Source organism: Rhodococcus sp. ABRD24, from assembly GCF_004328705.1.
Lineage (GTDB): Bacteria > Actinomycetota > Actinomycetes > Mycobacteriales > Mycobacteriaceae > Prescottella.
Genome location: NZ_CP035319.1, coordinates 3,985,687 through 4,004,354 on the forward strand (window position 1 = coordinate 3,985,687; position 18,668 = coordinate 4,004,354).

The 18,668-nt window shown below is 68.1% G+C and carries 19 protein-coding genes; 13 read left to right on the plus strand and 6 right to left on the minus strand.

All coding sequences use genetic code 11. From position 1 onward, the window contains the following. Positions 1-9: 9 nt before the first annotated feature. Entirely contained in the window at positions 10-1,566 is a 1,557-nt protein-coding gene (metG, locus tag ERC79_RS17780; protein WP_131579742.1) for a methionine--tRNA ligase, read from the minus strand. 20 nt (positions 1,567-1,586) lie between these two features. Here metG and ERC79_RS17785 point away from each other — a divergent pair, with 20 nt between their 5' ends. Further along, entirely contained in the window at positions 1,587-2,426 is an 840-nt protein-coding gene (locus tag ERC79_RS17785; RefSeq protein WP_131579743.1) for a TatD family hydrolase, read from the plus strand. On the opposite strand, the gene ERC79_RS17790 is transcribed toward ERC79_RS17785, so the two are convergent. Further along, positions 2,409-3,419: a pirin family protein gene (locus ERC79_RS17790; protein ID WP_131579744.1), complete on the minus strand. Its 1,011-nt coding sequence runs from the start codon at positions 3,417-3,419 to the stop codon at positions 2,409-2,411. The genes ERC79_RS17785 and ERC79_RS17790 overlap by 18 nt on opposite strands. A 167-nt stretch (positions 3,420-3,586) precedes the next feature. On the opposite strand from ERC79_RS17790, the gene ERC79_RS17795 reads away from it, so the two are divergent. The 4 genes from ERC79_RS17795 to ERC79_RS17810 all read left to right on the plus strand — a co-directional run bounded on the left by ERC79_RS17795 (position 3,587) and on the right by ERC79_RS17810 (position 7,395). Next, positions 3,587-4,705, plus strand: a complete 1,119-nt coding sequence (locus tag ERC79_RS17795; protein ID WP_131579745.1) for a resuscitation-promoting factor — start codon at positions 3,587-3,589, stop codon at positions 4,703-4,705. 10 nt (positions 4,706-4,715) lie between these two features. Then, positions 4,716-5,843: a resuscitation-promoting factor gene (locus ERC79_RS17800; protein WP_131579746.1), complete on the plus strand. Its 1,128-nt coding sequence runs from the start codon at positions 4,716-4,718 to the stop codon at positions 5,841-5,843. A 29-nt stretch (positions 5,844-5,872) separates the two neighbouring features. Beyond that, positions 5,873-6,784 carry a 16S rRNA (adenine(1518)-N(6)/adenine(1519)-N(6))-dimethyltransferase RsmA gene (rsmA, locus tag ERC79_RS17805; RefSeq protein WP_131579747.1) on the plus strand — a complete coding sequence of 304 codons (912 nt, stop codon included), beginning with the start codon at positions 5,873-5,875 and terminating at the stop codon, positions 6,782-6,784. A 134-nt stretch (positions 6,785-6,918) separates the two neighbouring features. After that, positions 6,919-7,395: a hypothetical protein gene (locus tag ERC79_RS17810; RefSeq protein WP_242676624.1), complete on the plus strand. Its 477-nt coding sequence runs from the start codon at positions 6,919-6,921 to the stop codon at positions 7,393-7,395. 19 nt (positions 7,396-7,414) lie between these two features. Here the strand turns inward: ERC79_RS17810 and ERC79_RS17815 are convergent, their stop codons facing one another. The 3 genes from ERC79_RS17815 to ERC79_RS17825 are packed head-to-tail and all read right to left on the minus strand — an operon-like array spanning position 7,415 to position 10,823. After that, positions 7,415-9,673, minus strand: coding sequence for a heavy metal translocating P-type ATPase (locus tag ERC79_RS17815; RefSeq protein WP_131579748.1), 2,259 nt, complete (start codon positions 9,671-9,673; stop codon positions 7,415-7,417). Beyond that, on the minus strand, positions 9,673-10,605 hold the full coding sequence (locus tag ERC79_RS17820; protein WP_131579749.1) for a hypothetical protein: 933 nt from the start codon (positions 10,603-10,605) through the stop codon (positions 9,673-9,675). The genes ERC79_RS17815 and ERC79_RS17820 overlap by 1 nt, the downstream gene beginning before the upstream one ends. A gap of 8 nt (positions 10,606-10,613) precedes the next feature. After that, a complete protein-coding gene (locus ERC79_RS17825) occupies positions 10,614-10,823 on the minus strand; it encodes a heavy-metal-associated domain-containing protein (RefSeq protein ID WP_131579750.1) in 210 nt (69 codons plus the stop codon). 327 nt (positions 10,824-11,150) lie between these two features. Between ERC79_RS17825 and ERC79_RS17830 the strand changes: the two genes are divergently transcribed. After that, positions 11,151-11,354, plus strand: a complete 204-nt coding sequence (locus ERC79_RS17830; protein ID WP_031940068.1) for a cold-shock protein — start codon at positions 11,151-11,153, stop codon at positions 11,352-11,354. A gap of 155 nt (positions 11,355-11,509) precedes the next feature. Further along, positions 11,510-11,992, plus strand: a complete 483-nt coding sequence (locus ERC79_RS17835) for a nuclear transport factor 2 family protein (protein WP_242676625.1) — start codon at positions 11,510-11,512, stop codon at positions 11,990-11,992. Here the strand turns inward: ERC79_RS17835 and ERC79_RS17840 are convergent. Continuing rightward, positions 11,977-12,945: a YafY family protein gene (locus ERC79_RS17840; protein ID WP_131579751.1), complete on the minus strand. Its 969-nt coding sequence runs from the start codon at positions 12,943-12,945 to the stop codon at positions 11,977-11,979. The genes ERC79_RS17835 and ERC79_RS17840 overlap by 16 nt on opposite strands. Before the next feature lie 100 nt (positions 12,946-13,045). Between ERC79_RS17840 and ERC79_RS17845 the strand changes: the two genes are divergently transcribed. The 6 genes from ERC79_RS17845 (at position 13,046) to ERC79_RS17870 (ending at position 18,631) form a co-directional block, all read left to right on the plus strand. After that, entirely contained in the window at positions 13,046-14,026 is a 981-nt protein-coding gene (locus ERC79_RS17845; RefSeq protein ID WP_242676626.1) for an ATP-binding cassette domain-containing protein, read from the plus strand. A gap of 59 nt (positions 14,027-14,085) precedes the next feature. Further along, positions 14,086-14,829 (plus strand): ABC transporter permease, encoded by a 744-nt coding sequence (locus ERC79_RS17850; protein WP_131579752.1) that lies wholly within the window; start codon positions 14,086-14,088, stop codon positions 14,827-14,829. A gap of 62 nt (positions 14,830-14,891) precedes the next feature. Continuing rightward, positions 14,892-15,827 (plus strand): 4-(cytidine 5'-diphospho)-2-C-methyl-D-erythritol kinase, encoded by a 936-nt coding sequence (locus tag ERC79_RS17855; RefSeq protein WP_131579753.1) that lies wholly within the window; start codon positions 14,892-14,894, stop codon positions 15,825-15,827. Then, positions 15,827-17,629: an ABC-F family ATP-binding cassette domain-containing protein gene (locus ERC79_RS17860; protein ID WP_131579754.1), complete on the plus strand. Its 1,803-nt coding sequence runs from the start codon at positions 15,827-15,829 to the stop codon at positions 17,627-17,629. Before ERC79_RS17855 ends, ERC79_RS17860 begins: the two co-directional genes overlap by 1 nt. 112 nt (positions 17,630-17,741) lie before the next feature. Further along, complete coding sequence (locus tag ERC79_RS17865; RefSeq protein ID WP_131579755.1) at positions 17,742-18,224, plus strand: nuclear transport factor 2 family protein; 483 nt, start codon at positions 17,742-17,744, stop codon at positions 18,222-18,224. Next, a complete protein-coding gene (locus tag ERC79_RS17870; protein ID WP_165497163.1) occupies positions 18,185-18,631 on the plus strand; it encodes a VOC family protein in 447 nt (148 codons plus the stop codon). Before ERC79_RS17865 ends, ERC79_RS17870 begins: the two co-directional genes overlap by 40 nt. The last annotated feature ends 37 nt before the right edge of the window (positions 18,632-18,668 follow it).

The following is an 18,668-nucleotide window of genomic DNA, read 5'->3' on the forward strand; positions in this document are numbered from 1 at the left end:
CGGTGAGTGCTACTCCTCGACATACCGGGGGAATACGCCGACCGGCGCAGGCAGGGCCGTACCTGCGACGATGCGGTTTTCGAGGTCGGTGAAGGCGCGGGCATCGGGCGCCTGGCCGAGCAGTTCGAGGATCTTCTCGGCCGCGTTCGGCATCACCGGCTGCACCAGGATGCCGACGATGCGGACCACCTCGAGGGTCACGTACAGGACCGTTGCCATGCGGGCCGGATCGGTCTTGCGCAGCACCCACGGTTCCTGCTGAGAGAAGTACCGGTTGGTCTCGCCGAGCACGTGCCAGATCGCCTCGAGCGCCAGGTGCAGTGCCTGCACGTCGAACTCGGCCCGGACCTTGGCGAGCAGCGCGTCGGCCTGCGCGAGCAGCGCGCGGTCGTCGTCGGTGAGCTCGCCCGGGGTCGGGACCCGCGCGTCGCAGTTCTTCGCGACCATCGACAGCGAGCGCTGCGCGAGGTTGCCGAGCTCGTTCGCCAGGTCCGCGTTCATGCGGGTGACGATGGCCTCGTGGCTGTAGCTACCGTCCTGGCCGTACGAGATCTCGCGCAGCAGGAAGAAGCGGACGGCGTCGAGTCCGTACTGTTCCACCATTGCGAGCGGGTCGACGACGTTGCCGACCGACTTCGACATCTTCTCGCCCTTGTTGTAGAGGAAGCCGTGCACGAAGACGCGCTCGGGCAGCTCCACACCGGCGGACATCAGGAACGCCGGCCAGTACACGGTGTGGAATCTCGTGATGTCCTTGCCGATGATGTGCAGGCTCGCGGGCCAGTACTTTCCGAATGTCTCGGAGTCGGTGTTCGGGTAGCCGACGCCGGTGAGGTAGTTGGTGAGCGCGTCCACCCACACGTACATCACGTGGTCGGGATCGCCGGGTACCGGAACGCCCCAGTTGAACGTGGTCCGCGAGATCGACAGGTCCTTGAGGCCGCCCTTGACGAAGCTGACGATCTCGTTGCGGCGGGTGGACGGCGCGATGAACTCGGGGTGCCGCTCGTAGAGCTCGAGCAGCCGGTCCTGGTATGCGGACAGTCGGAAGAAGTACGTGGACTCCTCGGTCCACTCCACCGGAGTGCCGGTTTCGGTGGACAGCCGGGAGCCGTCCTCCTGCAGCGTGGTCTCGGCCTCGGTGTAGAAGGCCTCGTCGCGCACGGAGTACCAGCCGGAGTAGGTGTCGAGGTAGATGTCACCGGCCTCGACCATCTTCTCCCAGATGGCCTTGCTCGCGACCTCATGATCGGCATCCGTGGTGCGGATGAACCGGTCGTACGAGATGTTCAGGACCTTGTCCATGGCCTGGAACACGTCCGAGTTGCGCGCGGCCAGATCGCGGACGTCGATGCCCTCCTTGGCGGCCGTCTGCTGCATCTTCAGGCCGTGCTCGTCCGTGCCGGTCATGAAGAACACGTCGAATCCGTCGAGGCGCTTGAAGCGTGCGATTGCGTCCGACGAGATGTACTCGTAGGCATGCCCGATGTGCGGGGCGCCGTTGGGGTACGCGATCGCAGTCGTCAGATAGAACGGGGTCCGGGAGGGCTGGGCAGGCACAGTCATGGTGCGCCTACTCTATCGACGTGAGTAAGGATCGTCCCGCCCCGGACCTGCCCGAGCCGCTTTTTCCGCTCATCGATGCCCACACCCACCTCGATGCGTGTGGTGCGACGGACGCCGCGAGCGTGCGGGCGATAGTCGACCGCGCCGCCTCGGTCGGCGTCGAACGGGTGGTGACGGTAGCCGACGACCTGGACGCCGCGCGCTTCGCCGTCGACGCCGCGAACTGGGATGACCGGGTGTTCGCTGCCGTCGCGATCCATCCCACGCGGGCCAACGTCCTCGACGACGCGACCAAGGCCGAGATCGAGCGTCTGGCCTCCGACCCGCGGGTGGTGGCGGTCGGCGAGACTGGACTGGACCTGTACTGGCCCGGCAAGCTCGACGGCTGCGCCACGCCCGAGGAACAGGAGAGGGGCTTTCGGTGGCACATCGACCTGGCGAAGCGTCTCGGCAAACCGTTGATGATCCACAACCGCGACGCCGACACCGAGTTGCTGCGCATCCTGCACGACGCGGGAGCGCCCGAGACGGTGATCTTCCATTGTTTCTCGTCGGATGCGACGATGGCGCGGGCCTGTGTCGACGCCGGCTACGTGCTGAGCTTCTCCGGCACTGTCAGCTTCAAGAACGCCAAGGCGCTGCGCGAGGCGGCGCCGCTGGTCCCGTCCGGTCAGTTGATCGTCGAGACCGACGCTCCCTTCCTCACCCCACACCCGTACCGCGGCGCGCCCAACGAGTCGTACTGCCTGCCGTACACGGTCCGGGCGCTCGCGGAACTGCGCGGCGAGGACCCGGCGGCGCTGGCAAAGACCTCGACCGCGACAGCCGAGCGCGTCTACGGGCTAGCGGCGCGCGTCTGACGGTGGATTCTTTCGCGGCTTGATCCGTGCGTTCGGCAGCGCCGGCGCGGGCAGTCGTGCGACCGCTCCCTGATAGCCGTCCACCTTGCCGAACCGGTCCGACTCGGCCTGCCACGCGGCCCGGAAGGCCTCGATCTCATCGTGGCTGCGGCCGACGAAGTTCCACCACATCACGATCTCCTCGCCGAAGGGCTCTCCGCCGAGGAGCACTGTCCGGGCGGTTTCGTCAGTGCGGTTGGTCAGCGTCAGCGTCGACGCGCCGGTCCCGATGTAGCCGAGGTCGGCGCGGGCCAGATCGACACCGTCGACGTCCTCGAGGCGGACCGCACCGGTGTCGACGAGGACGCCGTGTTCGAACGCGGTATCCACCTCCAGTCGCACTGTGGCGCGCGGTTCGAGCGTCAGTTCTGCGCCGAGTAGTGGCGTGAAGGTGTGCACCGGCGACTGCGAGCCCACCAGTGAACCCAGAAAGACCCGAGCAGACCCGCCCTCGATCGCGACGGCCGGCGGCACGTAGTGCTCGAAGTTGCGAGGTGCGTCGCGGGAATTCTCGGGGAGTGCGATCCACAGTTGGAGGCCGTGCAGGACCGTGGTTTCCGGGGTCGAGACCTCCGAGTGGCAGATGCCGTGACCACCGGTCATCAGATTGACCTCGCCGGGGCGCACCATCGCGTGCACGCCCTTGCTGTCGCGGTGTTCGATCTCGCCGGCGAAAAGCCAGCTGACGGTCTGCAGACCGGTGTGCGGGTGCGGGGCGACGTCCATGCCGCCGGTGCGGGCGACATCGTCGGGGCCGTAGTGGTCGGCGAAACACCAGGCGCCGATCAGCGAGCGCTTGCGCTGCGGCAGGGTACGCCGCACCGGCATGGCACGCGGTCCGCCGAGCGGGACCTCACGGGAGGTGATGATCTCGATGAGCTGCCGGTCGATGGCGGGTGCGTCGGGGCCGTGTTTGCACTCGATCTCGATCGGGTGGGCTTCGGCGTTGCTCATGTCCCTCACCCTTCCACAGCGAGGTCCGTGACCGCTCTGTGATCGACTCCGCGCCCTTTCGAGACGTTGTGGGGCGGGTATGTGCTGATCGACACGTTGTGGTTGCCAGATCACAGCCGCCTCGTTACCGTGCTGTGATCAACCTGTCGTCAGCCCAGGGAATATTCGTGTCGCCTTTTGCCCGTATCAACACCGCCAAGTCGCCCCTTCTCTACGTCGTGGTCGCCGCGCTCTTCGCGACCCTCGTCGTGGGCGGCGCACTTGTCGTCACCAAGCACAAGACGATCACGCTGGACGTCGACGGCGACACGCTGTCCCTGACCACGCTGCGCTCGGATGTGGGTGCTGTGCTGGACAGTGCGGGCTATCCGGTGGGTGAGCACGACGTGGTCGCGCCCGGCGTCGATGCCAAGCTGTCGGACGGCGACACCGTCGTCCTGCGCCGTGCCCGTGAGATCCTGCTGACCGTCGACGGGCAGACCCGCACGGTGTGGTCCACAGCGCTCACGGTCGACGACGCGATGCGTCAGCTCGCCCTGGCCGGGGACGCCTACGTTTCTGCGTCCCGAGGCCAGCGCATTCCGCTCGAGGGTGTGGCTCTCGACATCGTCAATGCCAAGACCGTGAGGATCTCCGACGGGGGCGCACCGGCCGCCGAGTTGCGGGTCGCGGCCCCCACCGTGGGTGAGCTGCTCGCCGCGACCGATGCGCGGCTCGAGCAGGCCGACACCGTGGTGCCGGCGCCCGAGACCCCATTGGCTGACGGCCTCGAGATCGTCGTGACCCGCAGCCGTACCGAGACGCGCACCGAGACGCTTCCCATCGCCGCGCCGGAGCATCGTGTGGACGACCCGAAGCTGATGCAGGGCAAGACCGCGGTCGACAACCCGGGTGTCCCCGGTGAGCGCATCGTGACGGTGTCCGTGCAGACCGTCAATGGCGTCGAGACGGGTCGCCAGGAGCTGTCCTCGAATGTGTTGCGTGAGCCGGCTCCCGCCGTGATCCGCGTCGGCACCATGCCCGAACCGGCGGTGCGCAACGGCTCCACATGGGATGCGCTCGCGCAGTGCGAGGCCACCGGTAACTGGGCGATCAACACCGGCAACGGTTACTACGGCGGCCTCCAATTCAGTCAGAGCACATGGGCGGCGTACGGCGGCACGCAGTATGCGCCGACGGCCGACCGTGCGACACGCGAGCAGCAGATCGCGGTGGCTGAGAAGGTCCAGGCCGCACAGGGCTGGGGTGCGTGGCCGTCCTGCACCAGCAAACTAGGCCTCCGGTAAAGGAATTCCGATGTCGCCGCTGTCGAAGATCAACTCGAGTCGTTCACCCGTCCTGTACGCCGTGGTGGCCGCGACCCTCGTGACACTCACGGCCGGCGGTGGCATCGCCATCGCCCAGCACAAGACGGTGACCGTCGACGTCGACGGCGAACTGGTCAGCGTGGGCACGATGTCGTCCGACGTCAACGGCGTGCTCGCTGCCGCCGGCTACTCGCTGGGTGAGCACGATGTGGTTGCCCCCGCGGCGGATTCGGGTCTGGACGACGGCGACACCGTGGTGCTGCGCCGCGGCCGTGAGGTCGCGCTCACGGTCGACGGTGAACCTCGCACCTTGTGGACGACGGCCCTCACCGTCGACGAGGCACTCGACCAGTTCCGGCTCGCAGGCGACGTGCACGTGTCGGCATCGCGGTCGCAACGACTGCCGCTCGAGGGTGCGGACCTCGACGTGCTGAACCCGCGCACGGTGAAACTGGTCGACGGCGCCGCCGCTCCGGTCGACGTGCGCCTGGCCGCCCCGACGGTGGGGGAGTTCCTCGCAGCGAAGGGCACCCCGCTCGAGCAGGCCGACACCGTCGAACCGGCGCCGGAAACCCCGCTCACCGACGGTATGGCGGTCACCGTGACCCGCGGTCGTGTCGAGACCCGCGTGATCACCGAACCGGTCGCGCCGCCGGAGGAGCGCATCGAGGATCCGGCGATGAACATGAGCCGCACCGTCGTGGAGAATCCGGGGGTCGCCGGCGTCGCGGACGTCACGTACGAGGTCACCACCGTCAACGGCATCGAGACGAGCCGCAAGCCGGTCGGGACCGCCGTGACGACCCCGGCACAGCCGAAGGTCGTCCGAGTGGGCGCCAAGCCGGGCACCGAGGTGCCGCCGGTACGCGACGGCGCCACGTGGGACGCGCTCGCGCAGTGCGAGGCCACCGGTAACTGGGCGATCAACACAGGCAACGGTTTCTACGGCGGCGTCCAGTTCGACCAGAACACGTGGGAGCGTCAGGGCGGGCTCAAGTACGCGCCCCGCGCCGATCTCGCGACCCGCGAGGAACAGATCGCGATCGCCAGCCGGACGCAGCAGACGCAGGGCTGGGGTGCGTGGCCCTCGTGCACCAGCAGGTTGGGCCTGCGTTGACCGTTTGCCGCGTGCGTTAGGTTCTCCAGGTGTCAGACGCTTCGAACAACCCGGTACCAGCCCCTGGTCATTCGCGAGGACAGGCCGCCCTCCTGGGGCCCGCCGAGGTCCGCGCCCTCGCCGAAGAGTTCGGGGTGCGCCCCACCAAGCAGCTCGGACAGAACTTCGTCCACGACGCCAACACGGTGCGCCGCATCGTCGCGTCCGCCGGTGTCGGACCGCAGGACACGGTTCTCGAGGTGGGTCCGGGACTCGGCTCCTTGACATTGGCACTGCTCGACGTCGTCGACAAGGTCGTCGCCGTCGAGATAGATCCCAAACTCGCGGCGCGGCTGCCCGCGACGGTCGCCGATCGTGCGCCGGGGCTGGCGGACCGGCTCACTGTCGTCGGCGCCGACGCGATGCGGGTGATGCCGGGCGACGTGCCCGCCGAGCCCACCGCACTCGTCGCGAATCTGCCGTACAACGTCGCCGTTCCGGTGCTGCTGCACCTGTTCTCGGAGTTCCCGAGCCTGCGCACCGCATTGGTGATGGTGCAGTCCGAGGTCGCGGATCGCCTCGCGGCGGTACCGGGCAACAAGGTGTACGGCGTGCCGAGCGTCAAGGCCAACTTCTTCGGGTCGGTCAAGCGTGCCGGCCATGTGGGACGCGCCGTGTTCTGGCCGGTGCCGCAGGTAGAGTCCGGTCTCGTGCGTCTGGATCGCTACGACGAGGCTCCGTGGCCGATCGATGCGGACCATCGACGCAAGGTGTTCGCAGTGATCGACGCGGCATTCGCGCAGCGCCGCAAGACACTTCGCGCCGCACTCGCCGCCTGGGCGGGTTCGCCGTCCGAGGCCGAACGCCGTCTCGTTGCCGCGGGAATCGAGCCGTCGATGCGTGGCGAGACGCTGGACGCAGCGGCGTTCGTGCGGCTGGCTGCGGTGCCCGGATCTGCTTAGGCGTTCCGACTTTCGCTCGGTGCAATCGATTCGGTACATGACCGGGGTAGCCGGTCACCACGATTCGTGCCGATCGGTCTCTTCGACCACAATGGTGTCCGCTATCGCAGTGGATGATCGCCGGGGAGCGGTCGGTGGCGGGCACGCCGACCGCCTCGGGTGATGCCACGAAGGGGAGCGACCGTGGCGGATCGGTGGATCTGGACGTCGAGATCGGTGACTGCGTGCGTCTGGGTGGCACCGACGACGCCGCGACGATCGACGCAGCGGCCTGTGGCAGCAACGAATCCAACTTCAAGGTTGTTGCCAAGGCGGCCAGGAACGCGCAGTGCCCATCGGATGTCGACCAGGTCTACTACGAGACCGAGTGGGGCAGCGAGCGCGGCGCCCTGTGTCTCGATATCGACTGGGTGATGGGTGGCTGCATGAGCGTGCCCGACGGCGAGGGCGAACCGCAGCGCGTGGACTGCGCCGACCCTCACGCGCCGGGTATCGAGCGTGCCGTCGAGATCGTCGAGGGCACCACGGATGCCAAGCAGTGCGCGGAGGGCGGATTCGTCTACGCCGAACGGCAGTTCACGGTGTGCACTCAGACGGTTCGTCCGCTGTAGCCGACGCAAGGAGCCGAGCTCACCGTGACGGTGCGAACCGTCGCAGCCGCAGGCTGTTGCTGACGACGAACACGCTCGAGAACGCCATCGCCGCACCCGCAAGCATCGGATTCAGCAGCCCCGCCGCGGCCAGCGGGATCGCCGCCGCGTTGTAGGCGAAGGCCCAGAACAGGTTGCCCTTGATGGTGCGTAGCGTCCTGCGCGACAACTCGATCGCGTCGGCCGCCGACCTGAGGTCGCCGCGGACCAGGGTGATGTCGCTGGCCTCGATGGCCACGTCGGTGCCGGTGCCCATCGCCAGTCCCAGGTCGGCCTGTGCGAGCGCCGCGGCGTCGTTGACGCCGTCGCCGACCATCGCGACCACCTTGCCGCGCGCTTGCAGGTCCTTGATCGCATCCACCTTGTCGCCGGGCAGCACCTCGGCGAGGACGGTGTCGATGCCGACCTGTGCGGCGACGGTGCGGGCGACGGTTTCGTTGTCTCCGGTGAGCAGGATGGGTGTCAGGCCCAGGTCCTTGAACCGTCGGACGGCATCGGCGCTGGTGTCCTTGACCGCGTCGGCGACGACGAATACGGCGCGCGCCTGTCCGTCCCAGCCGGCCGCGATCGCGGTCTGCCCGAGTTTCTCGGCATCTCGCTTGGCCTCGGCGAGATCTGCCGGCAGGTGCTGCGACCAATCGGCGAGCAGGCTCTCGCGGCCGGCGATCACGGCGTGGCCGTCGACGACGCCCTGCACGCCCTTGCCCTCGACGTTGACGAAATCCTCCACACCGGGCAGGGTTCCGGTTTCTGATGCGGCACCGGCGGCAACCGCCTGGGCGATCGGGTGCTCGGACGCGTTCTCGAGCGCGCCGACCAGACGTAGCGCCTCGTCGCGATCGACACCGGCGGCGGTCGCCACGTCGACGAGGGTCATCTTGCCGGTGGTGACGGTGCCGGTCTTGTCGAGCACGATCGTGTCGACACCGCGGGTGGTCTCGAGCACCTCGGGACCCTTGATCAGAACGCCTAGCTGGGCGCCGCGCCCGGTGCCGACGAGCAGCGCGGTCGGGGTGGCCAGCCCCAGCGCGCACGGGCACGCGATGATCAGCACCGCGACAGCGGCCGTGAACGCCATCTGCAGTGGGTTACCGGTTCCGATCCAGTAGCCCAGGGCGGCAACGGAGATTGCGATCGCAATCGGGACGAACACGCCCGCGATGCGGTCGGCGAGACGCTGGACATCGGCCTTACCGTTCTGGGCGTCCTCCACGAGTGCGGCCATCTGCGCCAGCTGGGTGTCGCTGCCGACGCGGCGAGCCCGGACGACGAGCCGTCCGCCGGCGTTGACGGTGGCGCCCACGACATCGTCGCCCACCCCGACCTCGACCGGCACAGACTCGCCGGTGAGCATGCTCATGTCGACAGCGGAGCTGCCCTCGACGACGACGCCGTCGGTGGCGACCTTCTCTCCGGGACGGACGACGAACAGGTCGTCGACCTGCAATTGGTCTGCGGGAATGCGGGATTCGACCCCGTCACGCAGCACCGAGACCTCCTTGGCGCCGAGCTCGAGCAGGGCGCGCAGGGCCGCGCCGGCGGTCCTCTTCGACTTGGACTCGAAGTACCGTCCGGCGAGAACGAATGTGATGACGCCCGCCGCTACCTCGAGGTAGATGTTCGCGGCGCCGTCCATCCGGTTGATGGTCAACTCGAAGGCGTGCGTCATGCCGGGGTTTCCGGCGGTGCCGAAGAACAGCGCATACAGAGACCACAGGAACGCGGCCGATGTGCCGAGGGAGATGAGCGTGTCCATCGTGGCGGAACCGTGCCGCAGGTTGGTCCACGCGGCGCGGTGGAACGGCAGGCCCGCCCACACGATCACCGGTGCGGCGAGGGTGAGCGAGAGCCACTGCCAGTTGGTGAACTGCAGGGCCGGCACCATCGCCATCGCGATTACCGGAACCGACAGCACGGTCGAGACGATCAGTCGGGTGCGCAGTGAGGCGAGTTCACGATCACGCGGATCCTCTGCGTCCCCGGATTCGTCGATGGTCGGGGGCGTGGGCAGGGTCGCGGTGTAACCGGCCTTCTGCACTGCCGCGACCAGATCGTCGGTTCCGACCGAATCGGCGAAGGTGACCTTTGCCTTTTCGGTGGCGTAGTTGACGGTCGCGGTGACGCCGTCGATCTTGTTGAGGCGCTTCTCGATCCGCGAGGCGCAGGAGGCGCACGTCATCCCGCCTATCGCGAGCTCGACGGTGTCGCTACGGCCCGTGACGAGATCGGGGGTGGTCATCAGTGCCCTCCTTCGTGGGTGGCGGTGGGGGCGGTCACGGCACCGGCGTGCTCGGCAGCGGTCCCTACCGGGACGGTGAACTCGGCCGTGCGCACGGCGCCGTCGTGCTGGAAGTCGAGGAACAGCCGGTAGGTTCCGGCGCTCGGGGCCTGAGCGTGGAACGTGACGTCCGGGCCGGGGGCGGTGACGCCGTCGCCAGGCTCGCCCTCGGGGTGAACGTGCAGATAGGCGAGATCGCCGGTGCGGAGTGCGACCAGATGGCCGTATGCACCGAGATACGGGTCCAGGTCGGTGACCGGGACGCCGTCGCGCTCGATCCTCAGTGTGAGTGGGCCGCCAGCGGTCGTCAGATCGCCGTCGAGTGTGACGGTGTAGCCGTCGACGTTCGCGGTGCGGGAGGTGTTCGGCAGCGGTGCGGGCGTCAACGTGCCGGTGACGTCGACGTTGCGTCCGAGCGTGAGCTGGGCGGGGGCGCCGGTGGCCTGGAAGTCGGTGAACACCCGGTAGGTGCCGCCGGTGGGCCAGGTCCAGTCGGTGGACCAGGTGCCGTCGGCGCCGAGCGTGGGGTGGACGTGGCGAAACTGCGAGGTGTCAGCGCGCACCACGATCAGGTGCAGTTGCTTCTCGTGCAGTTCGTCGTACTCCCGAACCGGCTCGCCCCGCACGTCGAGGATGCGGAAGCTCAATGTGCCGGGCTCGCCCGGTCCACCCGGGGCGGTGATCTCGCTCAGCGTGTAACCGTCCTGGGAGACCTGGAGGCCGGCCGGGGCAGCCGGGCCAGTGGTGTCCGCGGGCGCTGCCGCCCCGTGGTCGTCGCTATGTGTGCTCATCGTGTCGATGGGGCTTCCTGTGACGGCGCCCACGCCGAGGGCCGCAGCGAATACCACTGCGAGTCCCCCGGCGTAAGCAATGAGCGTGGTGGACGTGCGCATCGAAATCCTCAGATCGGCTGGGCGGTGTATCCCGCTTCCTCGACGGCCGCGGTGACGGCTGCCTCGGGGAGCGGGGTGTCGGAGGTAACGGTCAGCCGGCCGGATTGGAGGTCGACGGCTACATCGGAGACGCCCCTGATGGCGCCGACTTCTTCCTTGACCGAGGCCACGCAGTGTCCGCAGGTCATTCCGGTGACGGTGTACTGGGCGGTGCTCATGGTGGCTCCTCGAGAATTGGTACCACTACCCCGTGCGGGTAACGGACTAATCGAAAGATACCCCTAGGGGGTACTGAGTGCAAGTGTTCGTGAGAGATCTACGCCACGCCGGGGGTGGGGCCACGGGCGTAACCCGGTGGGCTGTGGTTCACTTGAAGTGGTCGTAGTTTTTGTGTTTGTGTTGTTCCACGCTCGCAAATCCTGAAGTTGCGGGTGACGGATTCTCTCTCTGTCGAGAAGTCGATGAAGTTGCCGTGTGACGCCGGCCCGGGTTCCCAGAAGATCGGGTTCCTGAGTTCACACCTTTACAATGAGAGAAGAAGAAACATGGCAGAAGGCACCGTGAAGTGGTTCAACGCTGAAAAGGGCTTCGGCTTCATCGCGCCCGACGACGGCAGCGCCGACGTCTTCGTCCACTACTCGGCCATCCAGACCAACGGCTTCCGTACGCTCGAAGAGAATCAGCGCGTGCGCTTCGAGGTCGGCCAGGGCAACAAGGGCCCGCAGGCCACCGACGTCACCGCGGTCTGACGACTCGCGTTTCCGCGTAGCCGGAGATTGACGTGAGCGGGGCCCCACTCCTACGGAGTGGGGCCCCGCTTCGCATTTCCGTCCTGATCGCCTGCACGGCAGGCGCTTCCGGCAGTAGGGTGCGTCAACCCTGCTGTGCGACAAGAAGGATCGACGTGACACCCGACGAACTCTCCGATCGTGCCGAGATCGGCGACGTCCTGCACCGGTACTACCGGAGCGTCGATCGCCGGGACTGGGATGCCGTGCGTGCATGCTTCTTCGCCGACGCGCACAACGATTACGCCCCCTTCTATCAGGGCGGGGTCGATGAATTCATGGAGTTCCTCGGGGACCCGGCCGGCTTCGGTCTGTTCGACCGCACCTTCCATTTCGTGGGGAACATGCTCATCGAACTGTCCGGTGACCCGGACCGAGACACCGCCGACACCGAGACCTACGTGATGGCCCAGCACACCAGTGCCGCGGACGCCGGAAACCCTCAGCGAAACTTCCTGACGGTGTGGTTGCGCTACCTCGACCGGTTCGAGCGGCGTGAAAACCGGTGGGCGATCGCCGACCGGCGGATCGTCGTCGAATGGATTCGCAACGACGTCGGCGGCATGTGGATGGACGTGCCCGGTCAGGCTCCGCGGTAGCGCTCGGCCGCCAGCGCATGTCGGTCGGCCCTGAGCCGGCATTCGACTCGTAACTCCTCGGGATCGAGCACCGTGAAGTCGACGTCGAAGGCGCTGAGCCAGCGGGCGATCGACGATATGGAACTGCCGCCGAGCGAGACGATGCACCGACCGTCCGGCGCGTCCTCGAGCGTGCCCCAGGACCCGTCGACCATCGGTGCGATCTGTTCGATCGGCGCGTGGAGCAGAACCCGCGCGCGGGCCTGGGTGGCCACCCGGTTCACGCCGCGGGCGACGAACTCGGCGGCTCCGCCCGGGGGGAGCTCCCGGGGCGCGAATCGGGGGCCGGTGGGAATCTTGGGTTCCATCCGGTCCACCCGGAACGAGCGCCAGTCCTCGCGCAGGACATCCCAGGCCACCAGGTACCAGCGCAGCCCGGAGCGGACGAGGCGGTACGGCTCCACCTCGCGACGGGTCTCGCTGCCGTCGTGCGAGCGGTAGTCGAACCGGAGTCGCTCGTGGTTGTGGCATACCGACGCGATCGCCGACAGCACGGTTGCGTCCACAGCGCTCCGTACCGGTTCGCGTTCGACGACATCGACCTGCAGCGCCTCGAGCCGGTGTCGCAGACGCGACGGCATCACCTGACGCAGCTTCGTCAGTGCGTGCAGCGACGACTCACCGATCCCGACGACCGATCCGGTGGCGCCGGACTGCAGGCCGAGGGCGACGGCGAGGACCTCGTCGTCGTCGAGCAGTAGCGGCGGCATCTCGGCGCCCGCACCCAGCCGGTACCCGCCGCCGATCCCGACCGTCGCATCCACCGGGTAGCCGAGGCTGCGCAGCTTGTCGATGTCGCGGCGCACCGTGCGCGGGGTGATGTCGAGCCGCTCGGACAGTTCCTGCCCCGACCAGTCCCGTCGGGTCTGGAGTAGGGACAGCAGTCTCAGCAGTCGCGCCGATGTTTCCCTCATGTGGCCCAGCCTTGCACTCAACGAGGACCGTAGGTGTCCGCAATTGCTCGTAGTTTCGTGGCGACCGGGTACGAACCACGAAAACGGGGAAGCAGGGACGATGCAGACCACGCACGCGATGATCCGCACGGAGGCGCTCACCAAGCGCTTCAAGCAGGGCAAGAACACGGTTGACGCCGTCGTGGGCGTCGATCTCGAGGTCGCGGATGGTGAGCTGGTGGCGCTGCTCGGACCCAACGGTGCCGGCAAGTCGACGACGCTCCGGATGCTGACGACGCTGCTGGCGCCGACGTCGGGCCGGGCAAGCGTCGCGGGATTCGACGTCACCGCAGACCGCGACGAGGTTCGTCGCCGAATCGGCTACGTGGGGCAGGGTAGCGGGGCGGGGCACAACCAGCGGGTGCGGGACGAGCTGGTGACCCAGGGGCTCTGCTACGCGATGACGAAGACGGCGTCCGCGATCCGGGCCGACGAACTACTGGCGGCGCTCGACCTCGCCGACCTTGCCACCAGGAAGGTGAGCACGCTGTCGGGCGGTCAGCGCCGGCGCCTCGACATCGCTCTGGGCCTGGTCCACCGGCCGCCGCTGTTGTTTCTCGACGAACCCACCACCGGCATGGACCCGCAGAGCAGGGCCAACCTGTGGGAGCACATCCTGCGGCTCCGGGAGCAGATGGGCACCACGATCGTGCTCACGACGCACTACCTCGAAGAGGCCGACGCGATGGCCGAACGGGTGATCGTCATCGACCGGGGCACGGTGATCGCCGACGACACCGCGCCGGCCCTGAAGTCCGAGCTGGCCGGCGATCTGCTGACGGTGGGATTCGCGGATTCCGAACGCGCGCTCGAGGCGTCCCGGCTGGCCGGGACGCTGGTGACGGTCCGCGAGGTGACCGTGTCCGGAACCTCGGTGCACGTGCGGACCAGCGCCGGCGACGCGACCTTGCCCGAGTTCCTCCGTATCTCCGAGGCGCGCGGGTTGCACGTCGCGACCGCCGAGATCGACCGGCCCACCCTTGACGACGTCTTTCTCGGCCTCACCGGTCGCAGCCTGCGCGAGACCAGCACCGTCGCGTGAACGCCGCATCGTCGTCACCGACTCGAACCCGTCCTCGAACCAGCACAAGGAGTCCCCTCATGTCCGGCATCGTCCGCGACAGCGGCATCGTCATGGTCCGCGAACTGCGTCCCACCCTGCGCGACCCGGTGAGCGTGGTGTTCAGTCTCGCGCAACCGCTGATTCTGCTCGCCCTGTTCGGTCCGCTGCTCGAGAGCGTCCCCGGCATGGGGGAGGGAGTGTGGAACTGGTTCATTCCCGGGGTACTGGTGATGATCGCGATCTTCGGCACGTCCATGACCGGGTCGAACCTGCTGATGGAGATGCAGCAGGGTTCACACGAACGGATGCTGGTCACGCCGCTGCACCGCTCGGCGCTGCTGATCGGCCGGGCGTGGAAGGAGATGGTTCCCCTTGCGGCGCAGGCGGTTCTGATCATCCTGGTGGCGCTTCCGCTGGGGCTGGACGTCGATGCGCTCGGGGCCGTGGTGGGCGTTCTGTTGCTGGGGGTGTTCGGTATCGGGCTCGGTGCGCTGTCGTACGCGCTGGCGCTCGCGGTGCGCGAGCAGGACTGGATGTTCTGGGTGGTGCAGCAGACGCTGATGTTCCCGATGCTGATTCTGTCCGGGACGATGCTGCCGTTGGACGACGCCCCGGGCTGGATGCGGGCGCTGGTTGCGATCAACCCACTCGGCTATGTCGTCGACGCGGAGCGGGCGCTGTTCGCCGGGGATCTCGCGTCCGGAACGGTGTTGTCGGGGGTGGTGGCCGCGGTCACCGTCGCGGCCGTGGGAATCGGTGTGGGCGTCCGCGCGGTGCGGTAGGCGGAAGTAGCGTCTGAGGTGCGTTTTCGCCAGGCCGTGCCGAGCGCCTATTGTTGGAACTTGTGCTTTCCGTCGTTCCTCGTCCCATCGCCGTCCGGGCCCCGTCCAAGGTCAACTTGCACCTGGCCGTCGGTGATCTGCGCGAGGACGGTTATCACGAGCTGAGCACGGTCTTTCAGGCGTTGTCGCTCACGGACGATCTCTCGGTGGTACCGGCCGAGACGCTCACGGTCCGAGTGCGCGGCGAGGGCGCGGCGTCGGTACCCACCGACCGCACCAATCTGGTGTGGAAGGCGGCCGAGATCCTTGCCGCCGAGGCCGGTATCGCCCCCGCCGTGGAGATCTCGATCGACAAGGGCATCCCGGTGGCCGGTGGCATGGCCGGCGGCAGCGCCGACGCGGCCGCGGCACTGGTTGCACTCAACGAGTTGTGGAGGCTGGGCCTGAGCCGCGACGAGCTGGATGGGTTCGCCGCGCGACTCGGCAGTGATGTGCCGTTCTCTTTGCACGGCGGCACCGCAGTGGGCACCGGACGGGGCGAGAAGCTACTTCCGGTGCTTTCCCGCAGCACGTTTCACTGGGTGCTCGCGCTCGCGAAGGGCGGGCTCTCGACACCGACGGTGTTTCGGGAGCTCGACCGGCTCCGGTCGGAGGGTGCGCCGCCGCGGGTCGGGGATGTCGCGGATCTGATGCACGCCCTGGCCACGGGCGACGCCGCCGCGCTGGCGCCCCTGCTCGGCAACGACCTGCAGGCCGCGGCGCTGTCGTTGGCCCCCGGATTGCGCCGGACCCTGCGCGCCGGGGTGACTGCCGGAGCCCTCGCGGGCATCGTGTCCGGCTCAGGTCCGACGTGTGCATTCCTGTGTGCGGACGCCGAGTCCGCCGTGCAGGTGGGGGCAGAACTTTCCGGTGCCGGCGTCTGCCGCACCGTGCGTGTCGCGAGCGGGCCCGTGCCCGGCGCCCGCGTGATCGACCCTGATCCGGAAGGACGCCACTGATGGCGAATTTGATCAATCTCGAGCAGGTTTCGAAGTCCTTCGGCATCAAGCCGTTGCTCGATTCCGTCTCGCTGGGTGTGCAGGAGGGCGAGCGCATCGGCGTCGTCGGCCTCAACGGCGGCGGCAAGACCACGCTGCTCGAGGTCCTAGCGGGCGTCGAGAGCCCGGACGAGGGGCGCGTGAGCCGCGTCGGTGGCCTGCGAATGGCCGTGGTCACCCAGCGCGGAGTGCTCCCGGAGGGTTCCAGCGTCGGTGAGGTCGTGCTCGGGCCGCTCGGCGTCGCCGACCACGAGTGGGCCGGCGACGCGCGGATCCGCGGCATCCTCGCGGGGATCGGCATCGACAACCTGGGCCTGGACGCCAAGGTCGACGGCTTGTCCGGCGGTGAACGCCGCCGCGTCGCACTGGCCGCGGCGCTCGTCCAGGACCTGGATCTGCTGGTACTCGACGAGCCCACCAACCACCTCGACGTGGAGGGTGTGCAGTGGCTCGCCGAACACCTCGTTTCGAGGCGCTCCGCTCTGGTTGTCGTCACCCACGATCGCTGGTTCCTCGACACGGTCGCCAACCGGACGTGGGAGGTGGTGGGTGGCAAGGTCGAAAGCTACGAGGGCGGCTACAACGACTGGATCTTCGCGCGGGCCGAGCGTTCCCGTCAGGCGGATGCCGCCGAGGAGCGCCGGCAGAACCTCGCCCGCAAGGAACTCGCGTGGCTCCGTCGCGGCCCGCAGGCCCGGACGTCCAAGCCCAAGTATCGGGTCGAGGCCGCTGAGGCGTTGATTGCCGACGTTCCTGCTCCGCGCGACAGCATCGCGCTCGCGTCGTTTGCGAAGCGCCGCCTGGGCCGGGTCGTCATCGAAATCGAGGACGCCAAGCTCACCACCCCGGACGGCCGCGAGTTGGTCCACGACCTCACGTGGCGTCTCGCTCCGGGCGAGCGTGTCGGCCTGGTCGGCGTCAACGGCTCCGGCAAGACGACGCTACTGCGCACACTCGCGGGCGAGCTCGAGCCGGCGTCGGGCAAGCGGATCCAGGGCCAGACGGTGAAGATCGGGTGGCTGCGCCAGGAGCTCGACGACCTGCCGACAAATATGCGGGTGCTTGACGCCGTCAAGGATGTCGCCGAGCGAATCACGCTGGGGGACAAGGAGATTTCGGCCGGTCAGCTCGCGGAGCGGCTTGGGTTCACGCCGGCGCGCCAGCGCACCCCGGTGGGTGACCTGTCCGGTGGCGAGCGCCGTCGTCTGCAGCTCACCCGCGTCCTGATGGCGGAACCGAACGTGCTGCTGCTCGACGAGCCCACGAACGACCTGGACATCGACACTCTCCAGCAGCTCGAGGATCTGCTCGACGGCTGGGCCGGCACGATGGTGGTCATCTCGCACGACCGGTACCTGGTCGAGCGCATTTGTGACACCACGTGGGCGCTGTTCGGTGACGGCAAGCTGACCAACCTTCCCGGTGGCATCGAGGAGTATCTCCGTCGGCGCGCGGTGCTGGCACGGAAGCCCGAGAACGTTGCGCAGTCGGTGGCTTCAGGAGTGGGGGCCGCCGCTTCCGCCGGTTCCCGGTCGGCGGACCGCGACGGCGCTGCCGATCGGGCGGCCCGCAAGGAGCTGTCGCGGCTCGAGCGCGCGATCGCCAAGCTCGACGAGCGCGAGGCGAAGCTGCACGCACAGCTCGCCGAGGCGGCAACGGAACAGGCGAAGCTGATGACCCTCGATGCCGAGCTCAAGCATGTCGTGGCGGAGAAGGAAGCCGCCGAGGAGCGGTGGATGGAGCTGGCGGCCGAGTTCGACTGACACGGTGCGCCAACGATAATTCCGCTACCCGCCCCACACCGCCGCAGAGGCGATTAGCCTGCACTTATACCGAACGCACGAGGCGGGTCGGCGGCGTGTGGAGGGCAGGATCGTGGACCTGGAGGCGATAGCCGAGATCAGTCGGCTCAAGTATCGATACGTGCGCGCGCTCGACACGAAGTCCTGGGCCGAGTTCACGGAGACCCTGCTACCCGAAGTGACGGCGACGTACGCCGAGCACCTGCGATTCGATTCGCGGGACGCCTTCGTGTCGTTCCTGCAGGACACGCTCGGGCCGCACGTCATCACCGAGCACCATTGCGGGCACCCCGAGATCGAGGTGAACGGCGATACCGCGACCGGTATCTGGTACCTGTCGGACACGGTCGTGATCCCGGGCGATCAGATGCTGATGCATGGCGCCGCCTTCTACCAGGATCGGTATGCACGCGACGGTGCCGGTCGCTGGCGCATCGCACACACGGCATACGAGCGCACCTACGAGTCGGTGTACTCGCTCGCGGACGTGCCGAGTTTCCGTCTGACGTCCAACCGATGGGCCCTGATCGGCTCCCCTCCGGGGATGATGCCGTGACCGGTTTCCCAGCGTCGGGCGCAGTGCCGTACCTGACGGTGCGGGGCGCGCGGGACGCCGTCGAGTGGTATCGCAGGGTCTTCGGGGCCGAGGTGCTCGGGGAACCGATCGTGATGGACGACGGCCGGATCGGGCACGTGGAGCTGCGTCTGCAGACCGGCTTGATCTACCTGGCCGAGGAGTTTCCGGAGATGGGGCTGACCGCACCTGAGGCGGGCGCGACTTCAGTGAGCCTGATGCTCCCTGTGGACGACACCGATGCGGTGCTCCAGCGGGCGCACGATGCCGGCGGCACGGTCGAGCGATGGATCTCGGAGAACCACGGCCGTCGCAACGCGACTCTGATCGATCCGTTCGGACACCGGTGGATGCTGTCGGGGCCGATGAAGGAGACTGCCGGCGCATAGGGTCACGGCGCGACCGTCCCGCCCCGGAGCCCCTGCC